The organism is Sinomonas sp., from assembly GCF_036848755.1.
Lineage (GTDB): Bacteria > Actinomycetota > Actinomycetes > Actinomycetales > Micrococcaceae > Sinomonas.
On the sequence record NZ_DAIUJO010000073.1, the window covers coordinates 1 to 19,587 of the forward strand.

Annotated in this window: 20 protein-coding genes and 3 tRNA genes; 20 read left to right on the forward strand and 3 right to left on the reverse strand. The window is 67.6% G+C overall.

Going from position 1 to position 19,587, the window contains the following annotated elements; all coding sequences use genetic code 11:
* A partial coding sequence (locus tag V7053_RS12440; RefSeq protein ID WP_334172587.1) for a lysophospholipid acyltransferase family protein occupies window positions 1-536 on the reverse strand: 536 nt, incomplete at its 3' end.
* 38 nt (window positions 537-574) lie between these two features.
* Between V7053_RS12440 and V7053_RS12445 the strand changes: the two genes are divergently transcribed.
* From V7053_RS12445 to V7053_RS12515, 15 genes are all read left to right on the forward strand, one after another.
* Window positions 575-1,837, forward strand: coding sequence for a histidine kinase (locus tag V7053_RS12445; RefSeq protein ID WP_334172588.1), 1,263 nt, complete (start codon window positions 575-577; stop codon window positions 1,835-1,837).
* Entirely contained in the window at window positions 1,834-2,442 is a 609-nt protein-coding gene (locus V7053_RS12450) for a response regulator transcription factor (RefSeq protein WP_334172589.1), read from the forward strand. The genes V7053_RS12445 and V7053_RS12450 overlap by 4 nt, the downstream gene beginning before the upstream one ends.
* Window positions 2,443-2,580: 138 nt before the next feature.
* Entirely contained in the window at window positions 2,581-3,090 is a 510-nt protein-coding gene (locus V7053_RS12455) for a hypothetical protein (protein WP_334172590.1), read from the forward strand.
* Window positions 3,091-3,311: 221 nt separating this feature from the next.
* Window positions 3,312-4,163, forward strand: a complete 852-nt coding sequence (locus V7053_RS12460; protein ID WP_334172591.1) for a hypothetical protein — start codon at window positions 3,312-3,314, stop codon at window positions 4,161-4,163.
* A 29-nt stretch (window positions 4,164-4,192) separates the two neighbouring features.
* Entirely contained in the window at window positions 4,193-5,383 is a 1,191-nt protein-coding gene (gene dusB / locus V7053_RS12465; protein ID WP_334172605.1) for a tRNA dihydrouridine synthase DusB, read from the forward strand.
* A complete protein-coding gene (locus V7053_RS12470; protein WP_334172592.1) occupies window positions 5,367-6,668 on the forward strand; it encodes a deoxyguanosinetriphosphate triphosphohydrolase in 1,302 nt (433 codons plus the stop codon). Before dusB ends, V7053_RS12470 begins: the two co-directional genes overlap by 17 nt.
* Before the next feature lie 46 nt (window positions 6,669-6,714).
* Window positions 6,715-8,616: a DNA primase gene (gene dnaG / locus V7053_RS12475; protein WP_334172593.1), complete on the forward strand. Its 1,902-nt coding sequence runs from the start codon at window positions 6,715-6,717 to the stop codon at window positions 8,614-8,616.
* A gap of 66 nt (window positions 8,617-8,682) precedes the next feature.
* A tRNA-Asn gene (locus tag V7053_RS12480) sits at window positions 8,683-8,755 on the forward strand.
* Window positions 8,756-8,793: 38 nt separating this feature from the next.
* A tRNA-Asn gene (locus V7053_RS12485) sits at window positions 8,794-8,869 on the forward strand.
* A gap of 22 nt (window positions 8,870-8,891) precedes the next feature.
* Window positions 8,892-9,302 (forward strand): hypothetical protein, encoded by a 411-nt coding sequence (locus V7053_RS12490; RefSeq protein WP_334172594.1) that lies wholly within the window; start codon window positions 8,892-8,894, stop codon window positions 9,300-9,302.
* A gap of 132 nt (window positions 9,303-9,434) precedes the next feature.
* Entirely contained in the window at window positions 9,435-10,400 is a 966-nt protein-coding gene (locus tag V7053_RS12495) for a phage holin family protein (RefSeq protein ID WP_334172595.1), read from the forward strand.
* 31 nt (window positions 10,401-10,431) lie between these two features.
* Window positions 10,432-11,091, forward strand: coding sequence for a CDP-alcohol phosphatidyltransferase family protein (locus V7053_RS12500; protein ID WP_334172596.1), 660 nt, complete (start codon window positions 10,432-10,434; stop codon window positions 11,089-11,091).
* A complete protein-coding gene (locus V7053_RS12505; protein WP_334172597.1) occupies window positions 11,091-12,008 on the forward strand; it encodes a DMT family transporter in 918 nt (305 codons plus the stop codon). The genes V7053_RS12500 and V7053_RS12505 overlap by 1 nt, the downstream gene beginning before the upstream one ends.
* Window positions 12,009-12,031: 23 nt before the next feature.
* Window positions 12,032-13,240, forward strand: coding sequence for a glycosyltransferase (locus tag V7053_RS12510; protein WP_334172598.1), 1,209 nt, complete (start codon window positions 12,032-12,034; stop codon window positions 13,238-13,240).
* 57 nt (window positions 13,241-13,297) lie between these two features.
* Window positions 13,298-13,371 (forward strand) — tRNA-Ile (locus V7053_RS12515).
* A 365-nt stretch (window positions 13,372-13,736) separates the two neighbouring features.
* Here V7053_RS12515 and V7053_RS19085 read toward each other — a convergent pair.
* On the reverse strand, window positions 13,737-14,135 hold the full coding sequence (locus V7053_RS19085) for a protease inhibitor I42 family protein (protein ID WP_443022614.1): 399 nt from the start codon (window positions 14,133-14,135) through the stop codon (window positions 13,737-13,739).
* A 98-nt stretch (window positions 14,136-14,233) separates the two neighbouring features.
* On the opposite strand from V7053_RS19085, the gene V7053_RS12520 reads away from it, so the two are divergent.
* Window positions 14,234-15,412 carry an acyl-CoA dehydrogenase family protein gene (locus tag V7053_RS12520; protein ID WP_334172599.1) on the forward strand — a complete coding sequence of 393 codons (1,179 nt, stop codon included), beginning with the start codon at window positions 14,234-14,236 and terminating at the stop codon, window positions 15,410-15,412.
* 10 nt (window positions 15,413-15,422) lie between these two features.
* Here V7053_RS12520 and V7053_RS12525 read toward each other — a convergent pair whose 3' ends face one another.
* Window positions 15,423-15,956, reverse strand: a complete 534-nt coding sequence (locus V7053_RS12525; RefSeq protein WP_334172600.1) for a murein hydrolase activator EnvC family protein — start codon at window positions 15,954-15,956, stop codon at window positions 15,423-15,425.
* A gap of 408 nt (window positions 15,957-16,364) precedes the next feature.
* On the opposite strand from V7053_RS12525, the gene rpsB reads away from it, so the two are divergent.
* The 4 genes from rpsB to V7053_RS12545 form a co-directional block, all read left to right on the forward strand.
* The gene (gene rpsB / locus V7053_RS12530) at window positions 16,365-17,270 is read left to right on the forward strand and encodes a 30S ribosomal protein S2 (RefSeq protein ID WP_334172601.1); all 906 of its coding nucleotides are present in this window, start codon (window positions 16,365-16,367) and stop codon (window positions 17,268-17,270) included.
* Window positions 17,271-17,392: 122 nt separating this feature from the next.
* Window positions 17,393-18,229 carry a translation elongation factor Ts gene (gene tsf, locus V7053_RS12535; protein WP_334172602.1) on the forward strand — a complete coding sequence of 279 codons (837 nt, stop codon included), beginning with the start codon at window positions 17,393-17,395 and terminating at the stop codon, window positions 18,227-18,229.
* A gap of 151 nt (window positions 18,230-18,380) precedes the next feature.
* A complete protein-coding gene (gene pyrH / locus V7053_RS12540) occupies window positions 18,381-19,148 on the forward strand; it encodes a UMP kinase (protein WP_334172603.1) in 768 nt (255 codons plus the stop codon).
* A 75-nt stretch (window positions 19,149-19,223) separates the two neighbouring features.
* The coding region (locus V7053_RS12545; protein ID WP_334172604.1) for a ribosome-recycling factor at window positions 19,224-19,587 on the forward strand (364 nt) is incomplete at its 3' end.

A 19,587-nucleotide genomic window follows, 5' to 3' on the forward strand; every position in this document is an offset into this window, starting at 1 on the left:
GACCCCATCGTCCCGTGGCCCCGCGTCGTCACGCGATGTCCGCCCCACACGGCGACGGGAATGAGTGGAACACCTGTCTCGGCGGCCATGCGGACCGCCCCCGTGTGGCAGCGGCGGACCGTGAAACTCCGGCTGACGCCCGCCTCGGGGAACAGCGCGACGCTCCACCCGGCGTCGAGCGCGCGGAGCGACGAGGCGAGGCTCGCGTGGTTGGGTGCCCCCAGAACGGCCAGGCCCCCGCACGCCGTGATCGCAGCACCCAGCAGCCGGCTTCTGTAGGGGCGTGGCCCCACGAGGAAGCGGAGCCGGTCGTGGCGACGGTCCCACCACACGAGCGCCACGGGAACGAAGTCCATGTAGCCGAAATGCGTGATGGAAAGAATGACTTGGCCAGCCGGCACGTCCTCGAGGCCGCTCGCGATGAGCTCGACGCGGAAGAGGCGCACCACTCGCGTGAACAGCAGGCGGGCGACGTCGTACAACCACAGGCTTCCGGCGCGCATGCGGGTCCGCTTGACGCCCCTCGTCGTGGCCATGGGCTCAGCGTAGGTGCGTGCCCCACTACAGTGAAGCCATGACTGAGAGGCGCGGCGCCTTCGAGATCTTCGGCCAGGATCTCTCCCAGCTCAGTCCCTTGGGCGTCCTCCGCGCGCCTGCTGCGCGCCGCTGGTTCGTGGGATCCGGGATCGCGATTGCGCTCTGGGCGGCCGCGAGCTGGGGGAGTTTCGCGACCGGGGCCGAGCAGGCGGGCGAGTTCCCCCTCCGGACAGCGCATCTGGCCGCCTTCATGCTCGCATTCGCCCTCGTTCCGCCTTTCAGCTGGGGCCGTGGGCTCGCTGGCAAGCTCATGCTGCTGGCTGGGCTCGTCGTGTTGAGCCTCGGCTTCTTCGCCTACGATCGTTCCGCCGGCTGGTACTGGACCTACGTGGCTGTTGCCGCAGGGTTCCAACAGCTTCCGCGCCCGGTCCTGCTGGGGTTCCTGGCCGGAATCTTCGCGGTCTCCCTGGGAGTCCAGCTCGGGAGCGGCGTCTCGTTCCTCGCCGCACTCAACCAGCCCGCCCTCATCGTCTCAATCGGCCTGCTCCTTGCCGCGTTGAGCCGCCAGGCGCAGACCCTCCGCGAGCTGAGAGCCGCCCAGCATGAGCTCGCGGAGCTCGCCGTGGCCGAAGAGCGCAACCGTGTAGCCCGCGACCTGCACGACATCCTCGGCCATTCACTCACCGTGATTGCTGTCAAAGCGGAACTTGCCCGTCGGCTGGTCCGCCTCGATGCTGACCGGGCCGAGCGCGAGGCCGCGGACGTCGAGGAACTGGCACGAGGCGCGCTCGCCGACGTGCGCGCGACCGTGAGCGGCTACCGCGGGGTCACCCTCGCGGGCGAGCTCGCAGAGGCGCGGGCAGCGCTCGACGCAGCAGGGATCGAGGCGCGGCTCCCATCCGCCGTGGACTCCGTGGCCGCCCGATACCGCGAACTCTTCGGTTGGGCGCTCCGCGAGGGGGTCACCAACGTCGTGCGACACGCGCGGGCGAGCGTCTGCGAGGTCGCCTTGGGGCCCGACTGGCTCCAGATCGACGACGACGGAGTGGGACAGCCGTCTGGCCCCACCCCCGGCGACCGGGCGGAAGACCACGGGCCAAGGGGGCACGGGCCAAGGGGGCACGGGCCAACGGGGAACGGGCCCGGGGGCAACGCGCCAGAAAGCCACGGACTCGAGGGCCACAGCCCTGGAGGAGGCCACGGGCTCGAAGGGCTGGGCGCCCGAGTCCGTGGAGCTGGGCTCAGGCTCGAGGTCGGCGCGTCGGACCGTGGCGGCTTCCGACTCCGGATTGCTCCGTGATCCGGCTTCTCATCGCCGACGACCAGGCGCTCGTTCGGGGAGCTCTCGCTGCCCTGCTGGGGCTCGAATCCGATGTGGAGGTCGTAGCCGAGGTGGGGAGGGGCGACGAGGTGCTGGCCGCCGTCGTACGGCACCGGCCCGACGTCGCGATGCTCGACGTCGAGATGCCGGGGCTGGACGGAATCTCAGCTGCGGCGCTCGTTCGTGCGAAGGTGCCGGAATGCCGGGTTCTCATGGTGACGACGTTCGGGCGGCCGGGCTACCTTCGCCGCGCCCTGCAGGCCGGAGCCACGGGATTCGTCGTGAAGGACACTCCCGCGCCTCAGCTTGCCGACGCCGTGCGAAGGGTCGCTTCGGGCCTGCGGGTGGTCGACCCCACGCTCGCGGCGGAGTCTCTCGCCTCGGGCGAGAGCCCTCTGACCGAGAGGGAGACGGACGTCCTGCGAGCGGCCGCCGGCGGCGGGACCGTCGCGGGCATCGCCCGGGAGCTGTTCCTTTCGGAGGGAACGGTGCGCAACCACCTCTCGAGCGCGATCGGAAAGACCGGTGCGAGCACCCGCGCGGAAGCAGCGCGCATTGCCGAGGAGAACGGTTGGCTCCTCTGAGGCTCAGGTCATGGCACACGTCATGACACATGTCATGGCCGGGTCGTGACACCTGGAGGGGGACCCCGCGACCGTCCGAGGGAACGATGGATGAAGACCGCCAGACTGGCGGGCCATCAGGATCAAGGAGCCATTGCCATGAACGGCATCAGCCTCGCCAACATCGTCCTCGCCGCCGCCGTCCTCGTGTGGGCCGTGTACCGGCAGTTCCAGACCCGGCCAGTGGGCGCCCTCACGGCACGCGTGTTCCTCGTGTTGGGGGTCATTGGGATCTGGCAGATCGCCCAGCTTGTGGATTCCCGCGGAATCTCCTCCGTCGAAGCCGCAACCCTCGTCGTGTCATTGGGACTCGCTGCGATCTTCGGCTGGCTGCGAGGCCGCGCAGCCCGAGTGTGGGTGACGGACGGGGTCGCATACCGCCGGGGCGGCTGGGCGGCAGTGGGTCTGTGGGCGGCAGCCATCGCAGCTCATGTCGCGGTGGACTTCCTCGGCAGCCTGCTCGCGGGGGCCCCCGGTCCGAGCCCACTCGACCAGGCCTCGATCATGCTCTACCTCGCCCTGACCCTCGGTATTCAGGGTCTCGTGGTCGCGCGGCGGGCAGACCAGCTGCCATCTGTGGAAGCCGCTGCCCGCGCAACCGTTCTCTAGGAGTTGTCCACATACGCCTCCGCCGGCCTCCGCCAGAGGTCGGCGGTCCCGTAGCGTCGGTCTCATCATGGGCCCTGGCAACGAGGGTCCTGACACGAGGGCCCTGGCACGAGGGTGCGGGGCGGACGGGGGACTCGATGGGCAAGGCGGCAAGGCTGAGGAACGAGCGCGCGGTGGGGAAGGCCCCCGATGCACCGGACCGGTACATTGCAGGATTCACCGTGAGCCGCGCAGACCACCTCAGGCGCCTTTGCGCTGACGCCATTCGAGCCCTCGGCTACCGAGCCTGGGACAGGGAAAGCCACATTGTCATCACCGGAGGTCCTTTCCGGCCACCGGGCGCGGCCCTCGGCTTCACGGCGATTTCGAGAGCGGCGGCCTGTGCGCGAGAGGATGCGTGGCCCGAGCTCGTCGCGGACATCATCCGTCAGCTTGTCGAGAGCGCGCTCGCCGCGCCGCCGCATCTCGACCGGGGGGAGTTGCGGAAGCAGTTGTTTCCGCGGTTCTCAGCCCCCGGCCGTCTTCCCGAAGACCAGCTCGCCGAGGACTACACCTACGCTCGCCGCGTCGCCGGGATGCCCCTCCTGCTCGCCGTCCGTCACAGTGAGGCCTCGGCGTTTCTCGCCGACATCCACCTGGCGAAAGCCGGCGGTGCGGAAGCCGCCTGGGAGGCGGCCGAGACGAACCTCTTTGGCGCCGGCCTGGGCGAGCTTTCCGTCTGCACGTCCCCGTCCGGGGCGAACGTGCTCGTCTGCGAGTCCGAGCACCCGCGGCAGGCAGCGTGGCTCGCGTACCCGGAGCGGCTCATGGAGGTCCTCGGCCTCGAGATCGGTTCAAGGGGAGTGCTGTTCTGCGCCCCCGCCCATCGGTTGCTCGGGATCCATGTCCTCAGGGAGCACGCGACGGTGGAGGACGCGAAGAGCGTCCTGGAGCTTGCCGGGATTCTGGGCGAAGGCGAGGTCGCACCCCTCAGCAGGGAGCTCTTCTGGTGGCGGCCCGGCCTCCCCCTGATGGGCGTCTCACCACGGGCCGTCATCGAGGGCATGGCATCGTTTGACACAATGGATGGGTGACTGCCGTGCCCTCCGCTCCTCCCGAAGCCATCGCGCCCGAAAGCTCTGCGCTCCGAGGCTCCGCGCCTGAGCGGCTCGAGTTGCCGCCGCTGCGACTCGGTCGGCTCACGATCGAGACCCCGGTGGTCCTTGCGCCGATGGCCGGCATCACCAACACGGCGTTCCGTCGTCTGTGTCGAGAATTCGGCGGCGGCCTCTACGTCGCGGAGATGGTCACTTCCCGCGCCCTCGTCGAGCGGCATCCCGAATCCCTCCGGATGATTTCCCACGACGACGACGAGAAGGTGCGTTCGGTCCAGCTCTACGGAGTCGATCCGGTCACCGTCGGCCGGGCCGTCCGGATGCTCGTCGAGGAGGAGCGCGCCGACCACATCGACCTCAACTTCGGCTGCCCGGTGCCGAAGGTCACGAAGCGCGGCGGCGGATCCGCCCTTCCGTGGAAGACCGATCTCTTCACTTCCATCGTCACGACGGCGGTGCGCGAGGCCCAGCGCGGCGACATCCCGCTGACGATCAAGATGCGCAAGGGCATCGACGACGACCACCTGACCTACCTCGAGGCGGGTCGTATCGCCCGCGAGGCGGGTGTCGCCGCGGTGTCGCTCCACGGCCGAACGTGCGCCCAGTTCTACTCCGGGACGGCAGACTGGGACGCGATCGCGCGGCTCCGAGAGGCGCTGCCTGACATCCCCGTGTTGGGCAACGGCGACATCTGGAGCGCCGAGGACGCGATCCGGATGGTGCGTCAGACAGGCGTGGACGGCGTCGTCGTCGGACGCGGCTGCCAAGGGCGTCCGTGGCTCTTCGGCGACCTTCAGGCGGCGTTCGAGGGCCGGCCCGACCGTATCCGGCCCGGGCTCGGGGAGGTGGCGGAAGCGTTCTATCGGCACGCTGAGCTCCTCGTGGACTACTTCGAGGACGAGGACAAGGCGTTGCGCGACATCCGCAAGCACGTCGCGTGGTATTTCAAGGGCTACACGGTGGGCGGCGAGCTGCGCGCGAAGCTCGCCCAGGTCTCCACGCTCGCCGTCCTGCGCGAACTCCTCGGCGGACTCGACGAGGGCGCCCCATATCCGGGGGCCGACGCAGAAGGGCCGCGTGGCCGAGCGGGCTCGCCCAAGCGCCCCGCGCTCCCGGACCGCTGGCTCGAAAGCCGGACTATGAACCACGACCAGACGCGGGACATTGCCGCCGCTGAGTTGGATGTATCCGGTGGCTGAGGCCCTCAAAGACGGGCGGCACTTGCTCGGCGTCTACACCGAAGACGACAGCCGTCGGTGGGTTGCCGAACCCCGCAAGAAGGGCTACCGCAGCGACTTCGAACGTGACCGGGCGCGGGTGCTCCATTCATCCGCGCTCCGTCGGCTGGGTGCCAAGACCCAAGTGGTCGCGCCGGACACGGACGACTTCGTGCGGACGCGGCTCACGCACTCGCTCGAGGTTGCGCAGGTTGGCCGCGAGCTCGGGCGCGTGCTCGGATGCGATCCGGACGTCGTGGACGCGGCGTGCCTGAGCCACGATCTCGGCCACCCCCCTTTCGGGCACAACGGCGAAAGCGCCCTCAATGAGATCGCCCACCGGATTGGCGGATTCGAAGGCAATGCGCAGACTCTGCGCCTCCTCACGCGCCTTGAGCCGAAAGTGCTCGCCGCCGACGGGCGGCCTGCGGGATTGAATCTCACGCGGGCGAGCCTCGATGCCGCGTGCAAGTATCCCTGGACCGCCCGCGAGGCCCCACTCGTCCACGGCCAGCGGACCAGCAAGTTCGGCGCTTACGAGGACGACCTCGAGATCTTCGAGTGGATCCGCGACAGCGCGCCTGCCGGTCGGAGCTGCATCGAGGCCCAGGTGATGGACCTCTCGGACGACATCGCGTACTCGGTGCACGACGTCGAGGATGCGATCGTGGCCGGCAAGTTCCAGCTTCGGTGGATGGCAAATCCCGATCATCGTGCGAGGGTCATCGGCTACACACAGCAGTGGTACCTTCCCCACAGCGATCCGGCCGAGATCGACGCCGCGCTGGCGCGTCTCGAATCGACGCCGGTGTGGGTACTCGAGGCCGATGGGTCTCGGAAGGCAATGGCGGCGCTCAAGAACATGACGAGCCAGCTCATCGGCCGCTTCTGCGACAGCGCCCTCAATCTCACCCGGGCTGCATACGGCGACTCCCCCCTGACCCGATACGCGGGGGAAGTCGTCGTGCCGCAGGAGACAGTGATTGAGATCGCCGTCATGAAGGGACTCGCGACGACGTTCGTCATGACGACGGACCACCGCCAGCCGATCTACGAGCGCCAGCGCGAGGTGCTCCACTCGCTCGTCTCGGCGTTGAGCGCGACCGACGACCGCCATCTTGAGCCCATGTTCGCCGCGGACTGGCGTGCCGCTCCCGATGACTCGGCTCGACTTCGCGTCGTGATCGATCAGGTCGCATCACTCACGGACGCTTCGGCGCTCGCGTGGTATGAGAGGCTCGTCGGAAGCCTGCCCAGCCTGTGGTAGGCGTACCGTCCGGGGTCTGGCTTCTGGGACGGACTAAGGTGGTGGCGTGGCAGGCCTGATCAAACCCGAGGACATTGCAGAGGTTCGGTCGCGCACCGACATCCGTGAGGTCGTGGAAGGCTACGTCACGCTCAAAGGCGCGGGCATCGGCTCGTGGAAGGGTCTGTGCCCGTTCCACGACGAGCGCACGCCCTCCTTCCACGTGCGCCCACAAGTCGGCACCTATCACTGCTTCGGCTGCGGTGAGAGCGGAGACGTCATCAGCTTCGTCATGAAGCTGGACCACACCGGCTTCGCCGAGACGGTCGAGAAGCTGGCCGCTCGGATCGGCTACGAGCTTCACTACGAAGAGGGAACGGGGCCGCGCCGTGAGGAGGTTGGGCGCCGGCAGAGGCTGCTCGACGCTCACAAGATCGCCGCCGAGTTCTTCCGCGACCAGCTGTTGAGCCCGGCCGCTGCCGTCGGGCGGCAATTCCTCTTCGAGCGAGGCTTCGACCGCTCGATCGCGGAACAGTTCGGGGTCGGGTTCGCGCCGCAGGGCTGGGATGGGCTGCTCAAGCATCTGCGCGGCAAGGGCTTCAGGGAGGATGAGCTCAAGCTCACGGGAATGTTCTCCGAAGGCAACCGCGGGCTCTACGACCGCTTTCGAGGGAGACTCGTCTGGCCGATCAAGGACATCGCAGGGGACGTCATCGGCTTCGGCGCACGCCGCCTGTTCGATGACGACCAGGGGCCGAAGTACCTCAACACTCCGGAGACCACGCTCTACAAGAAATCGCAGGTGCTCTACGGCATCGACCTCGCGAAGCGCAGCATCGCAAAGAAGCGCCAGCTCGTTGTGGTCGAAGGCTACACCGACGTCATGGCCTGCCACCTCGCGGGCATCGACACCGCCGTCGCGAGCTGCGGCACCGCGTTCGGCAGCGAGCACATCAAGATCGCCCGTCGGCTCCTCTCAGACGACGGGACCGGGGGAGAGGTGGTCTTCACGTTCGACGGCGACGCCGCCGGGCAGAAGGCTGCGCTCAAGGCCTTCGACGAGGACCAGAGGTTCGTGGCACAGACGTTTGTGGCAGTCGAGCCGAGCGGAATGGATCCGTGCGAGCTGAGACAGCATCGTGGCGATGCCGCCGTCCAGGCGCTCATCGAAACACGCCGGCCGCTCTTCGAGTTCGCGATCCAGGCAACGTTGCGAAAGCACGACCTGAACACCGTCGAGGGGCGCGTGTCGGCACTGCGGGAGGCCGCTCCGGTCGTCGCACAGATTCGAGACCACGCGATGCGCCCCGCGTATTCCCGCGAGCTGGCCAAATGGCTCGGCATGGCGCCCGACGACGTCTCCCGCGCCGTCGGCGCAGCGGGGCGGCGACCGTCGTCGTCCGCCTCCGCGGCGCCCTCCGCCGGGCCCTCTGCCGGGCCAGCCTCCTCGGGGTCCCCCGGTTCTGCCTTTCCGGCGCCCCGAGCTCATCGTCGCGATCCTCGGGACCCTGTCGAGACCATGGAACGGCAGGCACTCGAGGTTGCCCTCCAACACCCTGAGACGCTCGACGACGAGGCATGGGACCACTTCGGCCGGGCACACTTCACGGCACCCGCGCATCAAGCTATCCACGCAGCGATGACCGCGGCCGGCCGGCCGGCCACGGGGGGCGAAGGCGCCGCCCTGTGGATCGAACGCATCCGCGACGAGGCCCCCGAACCGCTGTGGCCGATGCTTGCGGAGCTCGCCGTCACTCCGCTGCCGGCGTCGACCCCGGAATCGCTCGAGCGCTACTGCAGGGACATCCTTGCCGGACTCTTCGAGCTTCAGATCACTGCCCGCAAGGCCGAGCTCATGGGGCAGCTTCAGCGGATGGACCCAAGCGCCCCGGCCGAGGAGCACCAGCGACTCAATCGTGAGCTCATGGAACTCGAGTTGCGCAGGCGGAGACTGCGTCAGCGCGACTGAGCCGAAAGGGGCGCCCCGATTTCCGATCCACGGCGGCTCCCTGCTAATCTGGACCGCGTTGCGCCTTCCCCCGTAGCTCAATTGGCAGAGCATTCGACTGTTAATCGAAGGGTTACTGGTTCGAGTCCAGTCGGGGGAGCTTGGAACCGTCATGCCTTCGGTGGCCTGTCGGTCCCTTCCCCCGTAGCTCAATTGGCAGAGCATTCGACTGTTAATCGAAGGGTTACTGGTTCGAGTCCAGTCGGGGGAGCCACGTCCCGGAATATCATGGATCCATGGCCGCGCGGAAGGTCGCCTTGCCCGCCGGATGGACCCGTTATGAAGGGCCTTTGCTGACGATCTGGCGAGTGCGCTACGAGCGGATCTACGGCGACGGATCCGCTGAGCACTACGCCGACGGCATGTTTGTCCGCGACCATCGTCGGCCGATTGCCCAGTGGATCAATTACGCGGCCAAGGCCGCCGTGCTAGTGGCCCCAGAGACCCCGGCCGGCTGGCCCGTCCAGCGCTTCGCGATCTACTACGCCCCGCCCGGCGATGGCCTTGAGCCTGTCTTGACCGCCCGGCACGAGTGGCAGCCCCGAGGTCCACGCGGTTCGGCCACGGACGCGGACGCGTTCGCAGCAGCCGTCGAAGCGGCGGAGCAGTTCCTCGTGGCCGAAACGGCGTTCGGGGCCATCGGCTGAGCGGACCTACGCGGTGCCTCCTTGCTTGGCCCGGGTGGACCGGGGGCAATGGTAGCTTTGGTGACGGACCGCCACGCGGTCGCGCCGGAGACACTGGCTGCCGAGACTCGGCCGAAGGGAAGGGGCCCAGCGATGAGTGGACGCCACACGGTTGCCGGGAGGCGGCCGCGCCTCGCGGCGCTGCCGGACCTGATGGGCCAGGCAGCGCGATTGGCACCGCGTCAGCTCAATGACGAAATCGCACTTGCGAAGTACGAGCTGAAGGACCGCGGCGTCCAAGCCGGGATCGGGGCTGCCCTCTTCGGTATTGCCCTCGTGTTCTTGGGGCTGCTGGTCATCGCCCTTGTCGTCGCCGCCATCCTCGGTCTCGCCACGATCATGCCGGGGTGGCTCGCCGCCCTGATCGTCGGCGCAGCCTGCCTCCTCATCCTTCTCGTCGCCTCGCTCGTGGGCATGGGACGCATCAAGAAGGCCATGCCGCTCTACCCTGCCGACGCCGTCCGCGGGCTCCGGTACGACCTCGCCATCATCAAGGACGGCCGCGACTTCGACCCGCGCGTCCTCGACCCCACGACCATCCAGTACAAGCGGGCCCAGGCGGAGAAGGAAGCCGCAGCCGCACGCGCGAAGATGGAGAAGGCAGCCGACGATCGGGCGCACGGGCGCATCAAGCCCCCGACGCCGAGCGAGGCCGAGCTGCGGGACCGTATCGCGAAGCGCCGCGACCACATGCTCGATGTGCGTGACGGGCTCGTCGAAGAGCTCGACGTCAAGCGCCAGGCTGAGGGGCTCGCTGAGGATGCCCGCGCAGCGTTCTTCCGGGTTCGCGCCGCAGCCTTTGCTGGGGCTCGTTCGGCGGCCCAGACCCGGGCGGCCGAGGCCAGGGCAGCCCAAGCCAGGGCAGCCCAAGCCAGGGCAGGGCAGACCCGTGCAGCCGAGGCCCAGCAGGCACTCCCCGCAGGACGGGCGCGGATGGAGGGTTCAGCAGCGGGGAACCGGATGGGGGACGCGGTCAAGGAGCGCTGGGCCCCGATCGCCGCGTTCGCCGTGTCGAGCACCGCCTTCGTCGTCTTCCTGCGCAAGCTGGTGAAGAGCTGAGGCGGTCCGAGGCCGCAATACGGGGTTGCTGATGAGGATGTTCGGCGCTGGTTCCCGGCCCGGACGGCCGCCCGTGTCCCGTGATCAGGTGCTCACGGTCCCCAATGTCCTGACAGTCGTCCGATTCATGGGCGTCCCGCTGTTCATGTGGCTCGTGCTCGGAGCCCGCGAGTACGGCTGGGCGGTCCTGGTGCTCGGCGTCATGGGGTGCACCGACTGGGTCGATGGCTACGTCGCCCGTCGCTTCGACCAGATGTCCGAACTTGGCCGGGTCCTCGATCCGGCCGCCGACAGGCTGGCCCTGCTCGCTGTCGCGTTGACGCTCGTGCTGGCGGGCGTCGTCCAGTGGTGGTATCTCATGGCCCTCGTGGTGCCTGACATCATCCTCGGCACGGCCTCCCTGTTCTACTTCCGGAACCATCCCGACCTTCCGGTCAGCCGAGTCGGCAAGGTTCGTACCGCGCTCCTCCTCGTCGGGACCCCGCTCCTGGTGCTCTCGAAGCTGCCCATCGGCGGCGCCGCGGCGTACCTCGTCCTCGCCTGGGTCTTCCTCGCGCTGGGACTGCTCGGCCACTGGATCGCCGGCTACAACTACTTCTGGGCCATTGTCCGGAAGGGCCGTGGCGTCCGCAGCGGTCGAAGGGCCGAGGACGACGGCGATGCCCGCGGCTCGGGCGAGGTGCGTCGCTGATGGTGTGGTTCGCCGTCGTCCTCGCGCTCCTCGGAGCCCTCTTCCTCGCCCTCGGCGCGCAGCGTCAGGGGAGCGCGGTGAAGTTCGACACCGGCGGGCTCGGCCTGAGCTCCAACGGATTCCTGCGGCTGCTGCGCAACCCGCGATGGCTCCTCGGACTGCTTCTCCTCGGCCTGGGCCTCGTCTCGAACATGATGGCCCTCGTCACTGCACCGCTCACGGTCGTGCAGCCGATCGGCGCGATCGCGCTCGTCATCACGACGGTCGTGAACTCGAAGGATCAGGGCATCACCCTCAACCGGCCTACGGTCGTCGCGATCTCCTCCTGCGTGACCGGCTCGGCACTCTTCGTGCTCCTGGCCGTGAATGCCACGGAGGAGAACCACAATGTGACAGCGGGCGAGGAGCTCACCATCGTGCTCCTGCTCGCCTTGGCCATCTGCGTCTTCGGAGGCCTTGCGGCCGCCTTCCGGCACCGGCTCAACGCGTTTGTGTTCATCCTTGGTGCGGGGGTCCTCTTCGGTTTCGTCGCAGTGCTCACCCGGATCATCGGCCGCCAGATCCTCGACCCGAACGGCTTGTTCCTGCTGAACGTGCAGTGGTATTCGGTCATCGCGATCGCGGCCGCTGGCGGGTTGGGATCGTGGTTCGTTCAGAACGCGTACTCGGCCGGTCCTCCGGATCTCGTGATCGCGGGGCTCACGGTCATCGACCCGATGGTGGGGGTGGCGATCGGCATCACGATCCTGCACGAACTCCGACCGCATGTCCCGCCCGTCGTGGCGATTGGCATGGCTGCCGCTGCACTCATTGCTATCGTGGGTGTCGTTGCCCTGTCCCGGCATCACCCTGAGGTCACGAACCGACGGAACGAAGCGGCCCGCGAGCTCCGAGGCTCCGCCGAGCCCGGGCAGTGACCGGCCGACCAGGAGAGAGATCCGTGACCCTGCCCGACCCAGAGGCACAGAGCCAGAAGCCGCTGACCATCCTGATCGGCGCCGACACCTACCCGCCGCATGTGAACGGAGCAGCCCAGTTCGGCTATCGCCTCGCGAAGGGCATGACGGCGCGCGGCCACAATGTGCATGTGCTGGCTTGCCGCGCGGACACGGGAAAGAGCTTCAGCGAGTTCCGCCCGGAGGCTACCGTTCACCGGATGCGTTCGCATTCAGTGCCGACCCACCCGTATTTCCGTGTGGTGTTCCCCTGGGAGATCAAGAAGGAGATCTCGCTTCTCTTCGACCGGGTCCAGCCGGACGTCGTTCACATCCAGAGCCATTACATGATCGGCGAGCACGTCCTCTACGAGGCGGTGCGACGCGGGATCCGGATCGTCGCGACAAACCATTTCATGCCCGAGAACCTCAATCCCTTCCTCCCGTTCCCGCAGTGGCTCAAGGACATCATCGGCCGCGTGTCCTGGAAGGACATGGGGAAGATCATGGGCCAGGCGGACGTCGTCACGACGCCGACTCCGCTCGCCGCGAAGGCGATGCGCGACCACGCGTTCCTGCATGAGGTCATCCCGCTCTCGAACGGCATCGACTCGCCCGCATACGAGCTGAAGCCCGGCGAACAGCTCAGGAAGAACCCTTGGCCGACGGTGCTCTTCGCGGGGCGTCTGGCTGAGGAGAAGAACATCGACGTCCTCATCGATGCGGTCGCGAAGCTCCCGACCGAGCTCGACGTCCACCTCGAGATCGTGGGCGACGGCGAGGTCCGCCCGCGCCTTGATGCCCACGTCGCTCGGCTCGGTCTGGGGGACCGTGTCCGTTTCCTCGGCCTCGTGCCCGACGACGAGCTTCGCGAGGCGTATCTCCGCGCGGACGTCTTCTGCATGCCTGGGACGGCGGAGCTCCAGTCGCTCGTGACCCTTGAGGCGATGAGCGCTTCCACGCCAGTGGTGCTGGCCGACGCGATGGCTCTTCCCCACCTCGTCCGCGACGGCGAGAACGGGTACCTCTTCCAGCCGAACGACAGCACGGATCTTGCCGAGAAGCTCGGCAGGATCCTTCGCCTCCCCGAGTCGGAGCGGAGTGCTATGGGGAAGGTGAGTCACGAGATGGTGCAGAAGCACAGCATCACCTACACGCTCGACACTTTCGAAGCGTTCTACCGCGGCGCAAACAGCATTCCGCAGAACGCTTGAGCTCCGTCCGGACGGTAGGATGGAGAGGCTTGCACGGCTCCAGTTCGTGCGGCTCGAGGGGCTATAGCTCAGCCGGTTAGAGCAGGGGACTCATAATCCCTTGGTCCTGGGTTCAAGTCCCAGTAGCCCTACAGATTCGTTCACGGCCTGTCTAGAGTTCTAGCAGGCGGGCAACCAGCAGTTGGCGATCGCGTGTACTCGGGGCGTGAGACCGGGAGGGCCGGTGGCGGACGAGAGGGGTTTTCCTCGATGGCACCTCTGGGTGGGTGCCGCCCTCGCCGTGATTGGCGTGGTCCTCGGTTTTGCTCTGCCGGTCGGCCCGCGCTGCGGTGCAGCCTTCCCCACGGCCTATAGCCCGGTCCCCGCGAGCGCGGTGGTCCCGCCCGGGACCGACTGGCTGGCCGAGTGTCGGTCTGCGGCGCAGGACCAGTCCCACGTGTACGGCGGCCTCGTACTCCTGGGTCTCGGCCTCGTCATCCTGGGCCTTCTCCTGCGTTCAGTCAGTCGGAGGCGGCGGTTTCGCTAGAGGCGCGGAACTGTCTTTCCGGCCCTGAGGTCGGGGACGCACTCGGATCTCCACCGCATGGCTTCTCACGGGGGCGGGCTCCCACGGGCGCCTGAGCTGAAAGACGATTCTGCCGGACGCCGCAGCCGCCTTGAGAACGAATCGCTGCGTCCTGGGGGAGCCCGGCGTCGGCGCCGCGGACGTGTGCGCCGGAGATTCGCCGACAAGCCTCGTTCCCTCGGCCAGCGACACCAGCTCCCAACGGTAGCCGGATGCACCCGGCGCAGACAGGACGACCTCGAACTCCCCGCCAGAGGGCACCTCCCGAACTTCATGGGTCTCGGGTTCGCTCCTCACGCCGACGATTGTCCGCGCTGGCAACTGCGGCATCAAGGCATTCCTCTTGCCTCGTTACCACGCCTCTTGTCGCGGTACCACCGCGACTGCTATGTTACTCGCGAGTAACAACGCCGAGGAGGCCAAAGCACATGTCGGGTCCCATTGACCTCCCCTATGCCGATGGGGACTTCTTCGCCTTCGAGTCACTCCTGTCCGAAAAGGAGCGCGATCGCCTGCACGAAGTGCGCGAGTGGCTTGACGTCAACGTGCGGCCCATCGCCGTCGACTTCTGGAACCGGGGAGAGTTCCCGCATGAGCTCATCCCCAGGCTCGCCGAGCTCGACCTTGTGAGCCCCGTCCGGCGCCAGGGCTATTCCAATCTCCTGGCCGGCCTGCTCCACGCCGAGTTCACCCGTGCGGATGCGTCGATCGCGACTTTCATGGGGGTCCATGACGGTCTGTTCACGGGTTCCCTTGAGCTGCTGGCCTCGCGGGAGCAGCAGGAGGAGTGGCTTCCCGACGTCTACGCGCTCAAGAAGATCGGGGCGTTCGGTCTCACCGAACCGCTCGGTGGAAGCGATGTTGCCGGCGGCACCCGCACAACTGCCCAGCGGGACGGATCGTCGTGGATCCTCAACGGAGCCAAGCGCTGGATCGGCAACGCCACGTTCTCGGACTGGGTCGTCATCTACGCCCGGGATGTCGACGACAACCAAGTGAAGGCCTTCCTCGTCGATACGAGCAGCGAGGGCTACACCGCGACGAAGATCGAGAACAAGATCTCCCTCCGAACCGTCCAGAACGCCGATATCGTCCTCGAAAACGTGCTGGTGCCCGGCGAGTTCAAGCTCGCACACGGAAACAGCTTCCGCGACACCAACAAGGTGCTCCGGGCCACCCGGCTCTCGGTGGCCTGGCAGGCTGTGGGACTCATGATGGCCGCGTTCGACGTCGCTCGCAGGTACGCGGTCGAGCGTCTCCAATTCGGCCGGCCGATCGCCTCCTTCCAGCTGGTCCAAGACCATCTCGTCACGATGCTGGGGAACACGGTCAGCTCGGTCGGGCTCATGGTCCGCCTGTCCCAGCTGGCTGAGGAAGGGCAGGCCCGGGATGAGCAGTCGGCTCTCGCCAAGGCGGTCACGACCGCTCGGATGCGTGAATCCGTTGCCCTCGGCCGCGCGATCCTCGGCGGCAACGGCATTGTCACCGACTACGGCATGGCCAAGGTCTTTGCCGACGCGGAGGCGGTGTTCTCTTATGAGGGCACGCATGAGATCAACACCCTCGTGACGGGCCGCGCGATCACGGGCATTTCCGCGATCATCTGACCGGAAGCTGCTAGGGGTCCCGCCAGGGAAGAAGTACGGAGGGCCTCGTGTCTGCGACGAACCTGAGGGGACTGACGTAGTCGTCGTGCTGGCGGACACCCCAATGCAGGCAGGTTGTCCCGCAGTGAAGGGGAGCCGCCGCGATGCGTCCTATTCTCTGCCCGCGCGAGATCCGCGTGCCGACGGTGAGGTCTGTCTCGGCCGGTTCGAAACTACTCCGCAGGCCACCGGCGTGGTCAACGGTGAGTACGGGGCGATCGACAACCCAGCCCGCGAACGCGATCACGCCGTCGTGGGGCGCCACCACCGCCTGATTCGGGCCGCCCGCGAGATCGATCCCGCGGTGTCCGCTCAGCCAAGGCTGCGCGGGAGGGTCGAAGGCGCGCACGACGGCGGGCCGAGGCTCAAGTGGCCAGAGCCACCCCCGTGAGGGTGCCGGCTCGGAAAGGGCGACGTGCGTGTTGGGAGGCGCAGCGCCTCCCAAGAGGGGGGCGGCAGGGAGCAGCGTCAGCAGGAGCCTGACCAGCCTGAGGATGCGAGCCATGCTTCAAGCATTCGCTGCGGGGGACCCCTCCCGCCGCAGCCCGACCGCCTATGTGGAAGCCACGCCGTCGTTCGCTGTGTGGAGGCCCAGTGAGCCGGGCGGCCGGAGCGCTTCAGGGCCAGACCCCTGTAGTACACTGACAACTGCGGCTTTCTGCGCTCTCCGTCATGCCACATGCACCTCGTGCCAGACGGCAAGGTGCCAGAAAGCCGACTCCGCGCATTCAGAGCCCGTCGTCCTGCGACGGGCGCTGCGTTCCTGACGGTCCGCCTTGGCGGCTCGGGTCCGCAGCGGATGCCAGGGACGTCGGCCGACCGGCCGTCGTCGAACAACCGTCAACATCAAGGGCAGGGGCAAGGGCAGCCGATGAGGCTCCCTCGTGAAGGACCTGCCGGAAGGAGCGTCGGCATGCCCGTCGTCACCATGCGCCAGCTGCTCGACAGCGGCGTCCACTTCGGTCACCAGACCCGCCGTTGGAACCCGAAGATGAAGCGCTTCATCTTCACCGAACGCAACGGCATCTACATCATCGACCTCCAGCAGTCGCTGTCGTACATCGACCGTGCCTACGAGCACGTCAAGAACACGGTCGCCAAGGGCGGCACGGTGCTCTTCGTCGGCACGAAGAAGCAGGCGCAGGAGGCCATCGCCGAGCAGGCTACCCGCGTCGGGCAGCCGTACGTCAACCAGCGTTGGCTGGGCGGCATGCTCACCAACTTCTCCACGGTTGCCAAGCGCATCCAGCGCCTCAAGGAGCTTGAGGAGATTGACTTCGAGGACGTGGCCGGTTCGGGCCGCACCAAGAAGGAGCTCCTCATCCTCGAGCGCGAGAAGGACAAGCTCGAGAAGACGCTCGGCGGCATCCGGAACCTCTCTCGCACGCCTTCCCTCCTCTGGGTTGTCGACACGAAGAAGGAGCACCTCGCCGTCGACGAGGCCAAGAAGCTCGGTATCCCGGTTGTCGCGATCCTCGACACGAACTGCGACCCTGACGAGGTCAACTACCCGATCCCGGGCAACGACGACGCGATCCGCTCCGTCAACCTGCTGACCCGCGTTGTCGCCGACGCCGTCGCTGAGGGCCTCATCGCCCGCACCAACCGTGCCGCCGGCTCCGAGGGCTCGGCCACCGCCGAGCCGCTGGCAGAGTGGGAGCGCGAGCTTCTCGAAGGCCAGAACGCCGAGCAGGCTGAGACCGCCGAGGCAGCTGAGACTCCGGCGGACGCCGCTCCGGCTGAGACCGCGCAGGCGGATGCAGCTCCGGCCGACACGGCTCCGGCGGACGCCGCTCCGGCCGAGGACGAGCAGGCTTAGTCAGCCAGAAGACATGCCCATGGTCGGATCCCGACCAGGGGACGACGGCAGGATGGCACCGGAATCCCGGCGCCATCCTGCCGATGTGTGAGAAGTGCTAAGAACTAGACAGAGGGGTTCACATGGCGAACTACACCGCTGCTGACATCAAGGCCCTGCGCGAGCGCACGGGCGCGGGCATGATGGACGTCAAGAAGGCTCTCGACGAGGCCAACGGCGACGCCGAGAAGGCCATCGAGATCATCCGCATCAAGGGCCTCAAGGGCGCGACCAAGCGTGAAGGCCGCTCGACCGCCGAGGGCCTCGTGGCCGCCAAGGTCGAGAACGGCGCAGGCGTCATGGTCGAGGTCAACTGCGAGACCGACTTCGTCGCCAAGTCCGCCAAGTTCATTGAGCTGGCCGACAAGGTCCTGGGTGCCGCGGTTGCCTCCGGCGCCGCTGATCTCGATTCGCTCCTCGCGGCTCAGATCGATGGCAAGCCCGTGAGCGAGTTCGTCGTCGAGGAAGGCGCCGTGCTCGGCGAGAAGGTCGCCGTTCGCCGCGTGGCCCGCATCGAGGGCAAGACGGTTGACGCGTACCTCCACAAGACGTCGAAGGACCTCCCGGCCCAGGTCGGCGTGCTCTTCGCGGTCGACGGCGAGGGCGAGGCCGCGCAGGCCGCCGCACATGACGTCGCCGTGCACGTCGCCGCGATGGCTCCGAACTACCTCCGCCGCGAGGACGTCCCCGCGGACCTCGTCGAGTCCGAGCGTCGCATCGCCGAGGAGACGGCTCGCGCCGAGGGCAAGCCCGAGGCTGCCCTCACGAAGATCGTCGACGGCCGCGTGACCGGCTTCTTCAAGGGCGAGGTCCTCCTCGACCAGGCCTTCGCCAAGGACGCCAAGAAGAGCGTGGGCCAGGTCCTCAGCGATGCTGGGGTCGAGGCCTCTGCCTTCGCCCGTTTCCGCGTCGGCTCCTAAGCAGGCTCATTCCGGGCCTGCCACAGACCGGTACAGAAGGGGCGGCCACCACTGGTGGCCGCCCCTTCTGTGTGCCGCCAATGCCGATAATCTAGACCAAGGCCATCACAGCCACCGCCCTACCCACCGGTTCGAGGGGACAGATTCACACATGGAAACCGTAGAGACCGACGTGCAGACTGCGACGCTTCCCGTCACCGACGACCCCATTCCGGAACGCCGCCGCCGCGTTCTTCTCAAGCTCTCGGGCGAGGTGTTCGGCGGGGGCAAGCTCGGCGTCGATCCCGGGACAGTGCGGGGAGTGGCCGAGCAGATTGCCGCCGCGGTCGATGATGTCGAGGTGGCCATCGTCGTGGGCGGCGGCAACTTCTTCCGCGGCGCGGAGCTTTCCCAGAGCGGGATGGACCGCTCACGGGCGGATTACATGGGGATGCTGGGCACGGTGATGAACTGCCTGGCACTCCAGGACTTCCTCGAGCAGGCCGGCGTCGAAACGCGCGTCCAGAGCGCCATCACGATGGGTCAGGTGGCGGAGGCGTATATTCCGCGGCGCGCGATCCGGCACATGGAGAAGGGGCGCGTCGTCATCTTCGGCGCTGGCGCGGGCCTCCCGTACTTCTCGACGGACACGGTCGCCGTGCAGCGCGCGCTCGAGGTGCATGCCGACGTCGTCCTCATGGCCAAGAGCGGCGTCGACGGTGTGTACACCGCGGACCCGAAGAAGGACCCCGAGGCACGCAAGCTTGAGCGCCTCACCTACGACGAGGCCCTGCGGCGCGATATCCGGGTCATGGACCAGACCGCGATGACCATGTGCAAGGACAACGGTGTGACGATGGTCGTGTTCGGGATGGAGGGCGCTGGGAACGTCACGAAGGCGATTCTGGGCGGGGAGCTCGGCACGGTCGTGACCCCGTAGTCCGGCTAGGATGGCAACAGTTCACCAAGCAACAGGCCAGCATTCAGCAGCCCACCAGTCAGGAGCGAAGCAACTGTGATCGAAGAGACTCTTCTCGAGGCCGCCGAAAAGATGGAGAAGGCCGTCGAGGTGGCCAAAGAGGATTTTGCCTCGATCCGGACCGGCCGCGCCAACCCCGCGCTGTACGCCAAGGTGATGGTCGAGTACTACGGTTCGCCCACTCCGCTCCAGCAGCTCGCTTCCTTCCAGGTCTCCGACGCGCGCACGATCCTCATCACGCCATTCGACAAGACCGCGCTGCGCGACATCGAGCGAGCACTGAGCGACTCCGAGGTCGGCGCGAACCCCTCGAACGATGGCCACGTGATCCGCGTCGTCCTGCCTGAGCTCACCCAGGAGCGCCGCAAGGAGTACGTCAAGATCGTCAAGGGCAAGGGTG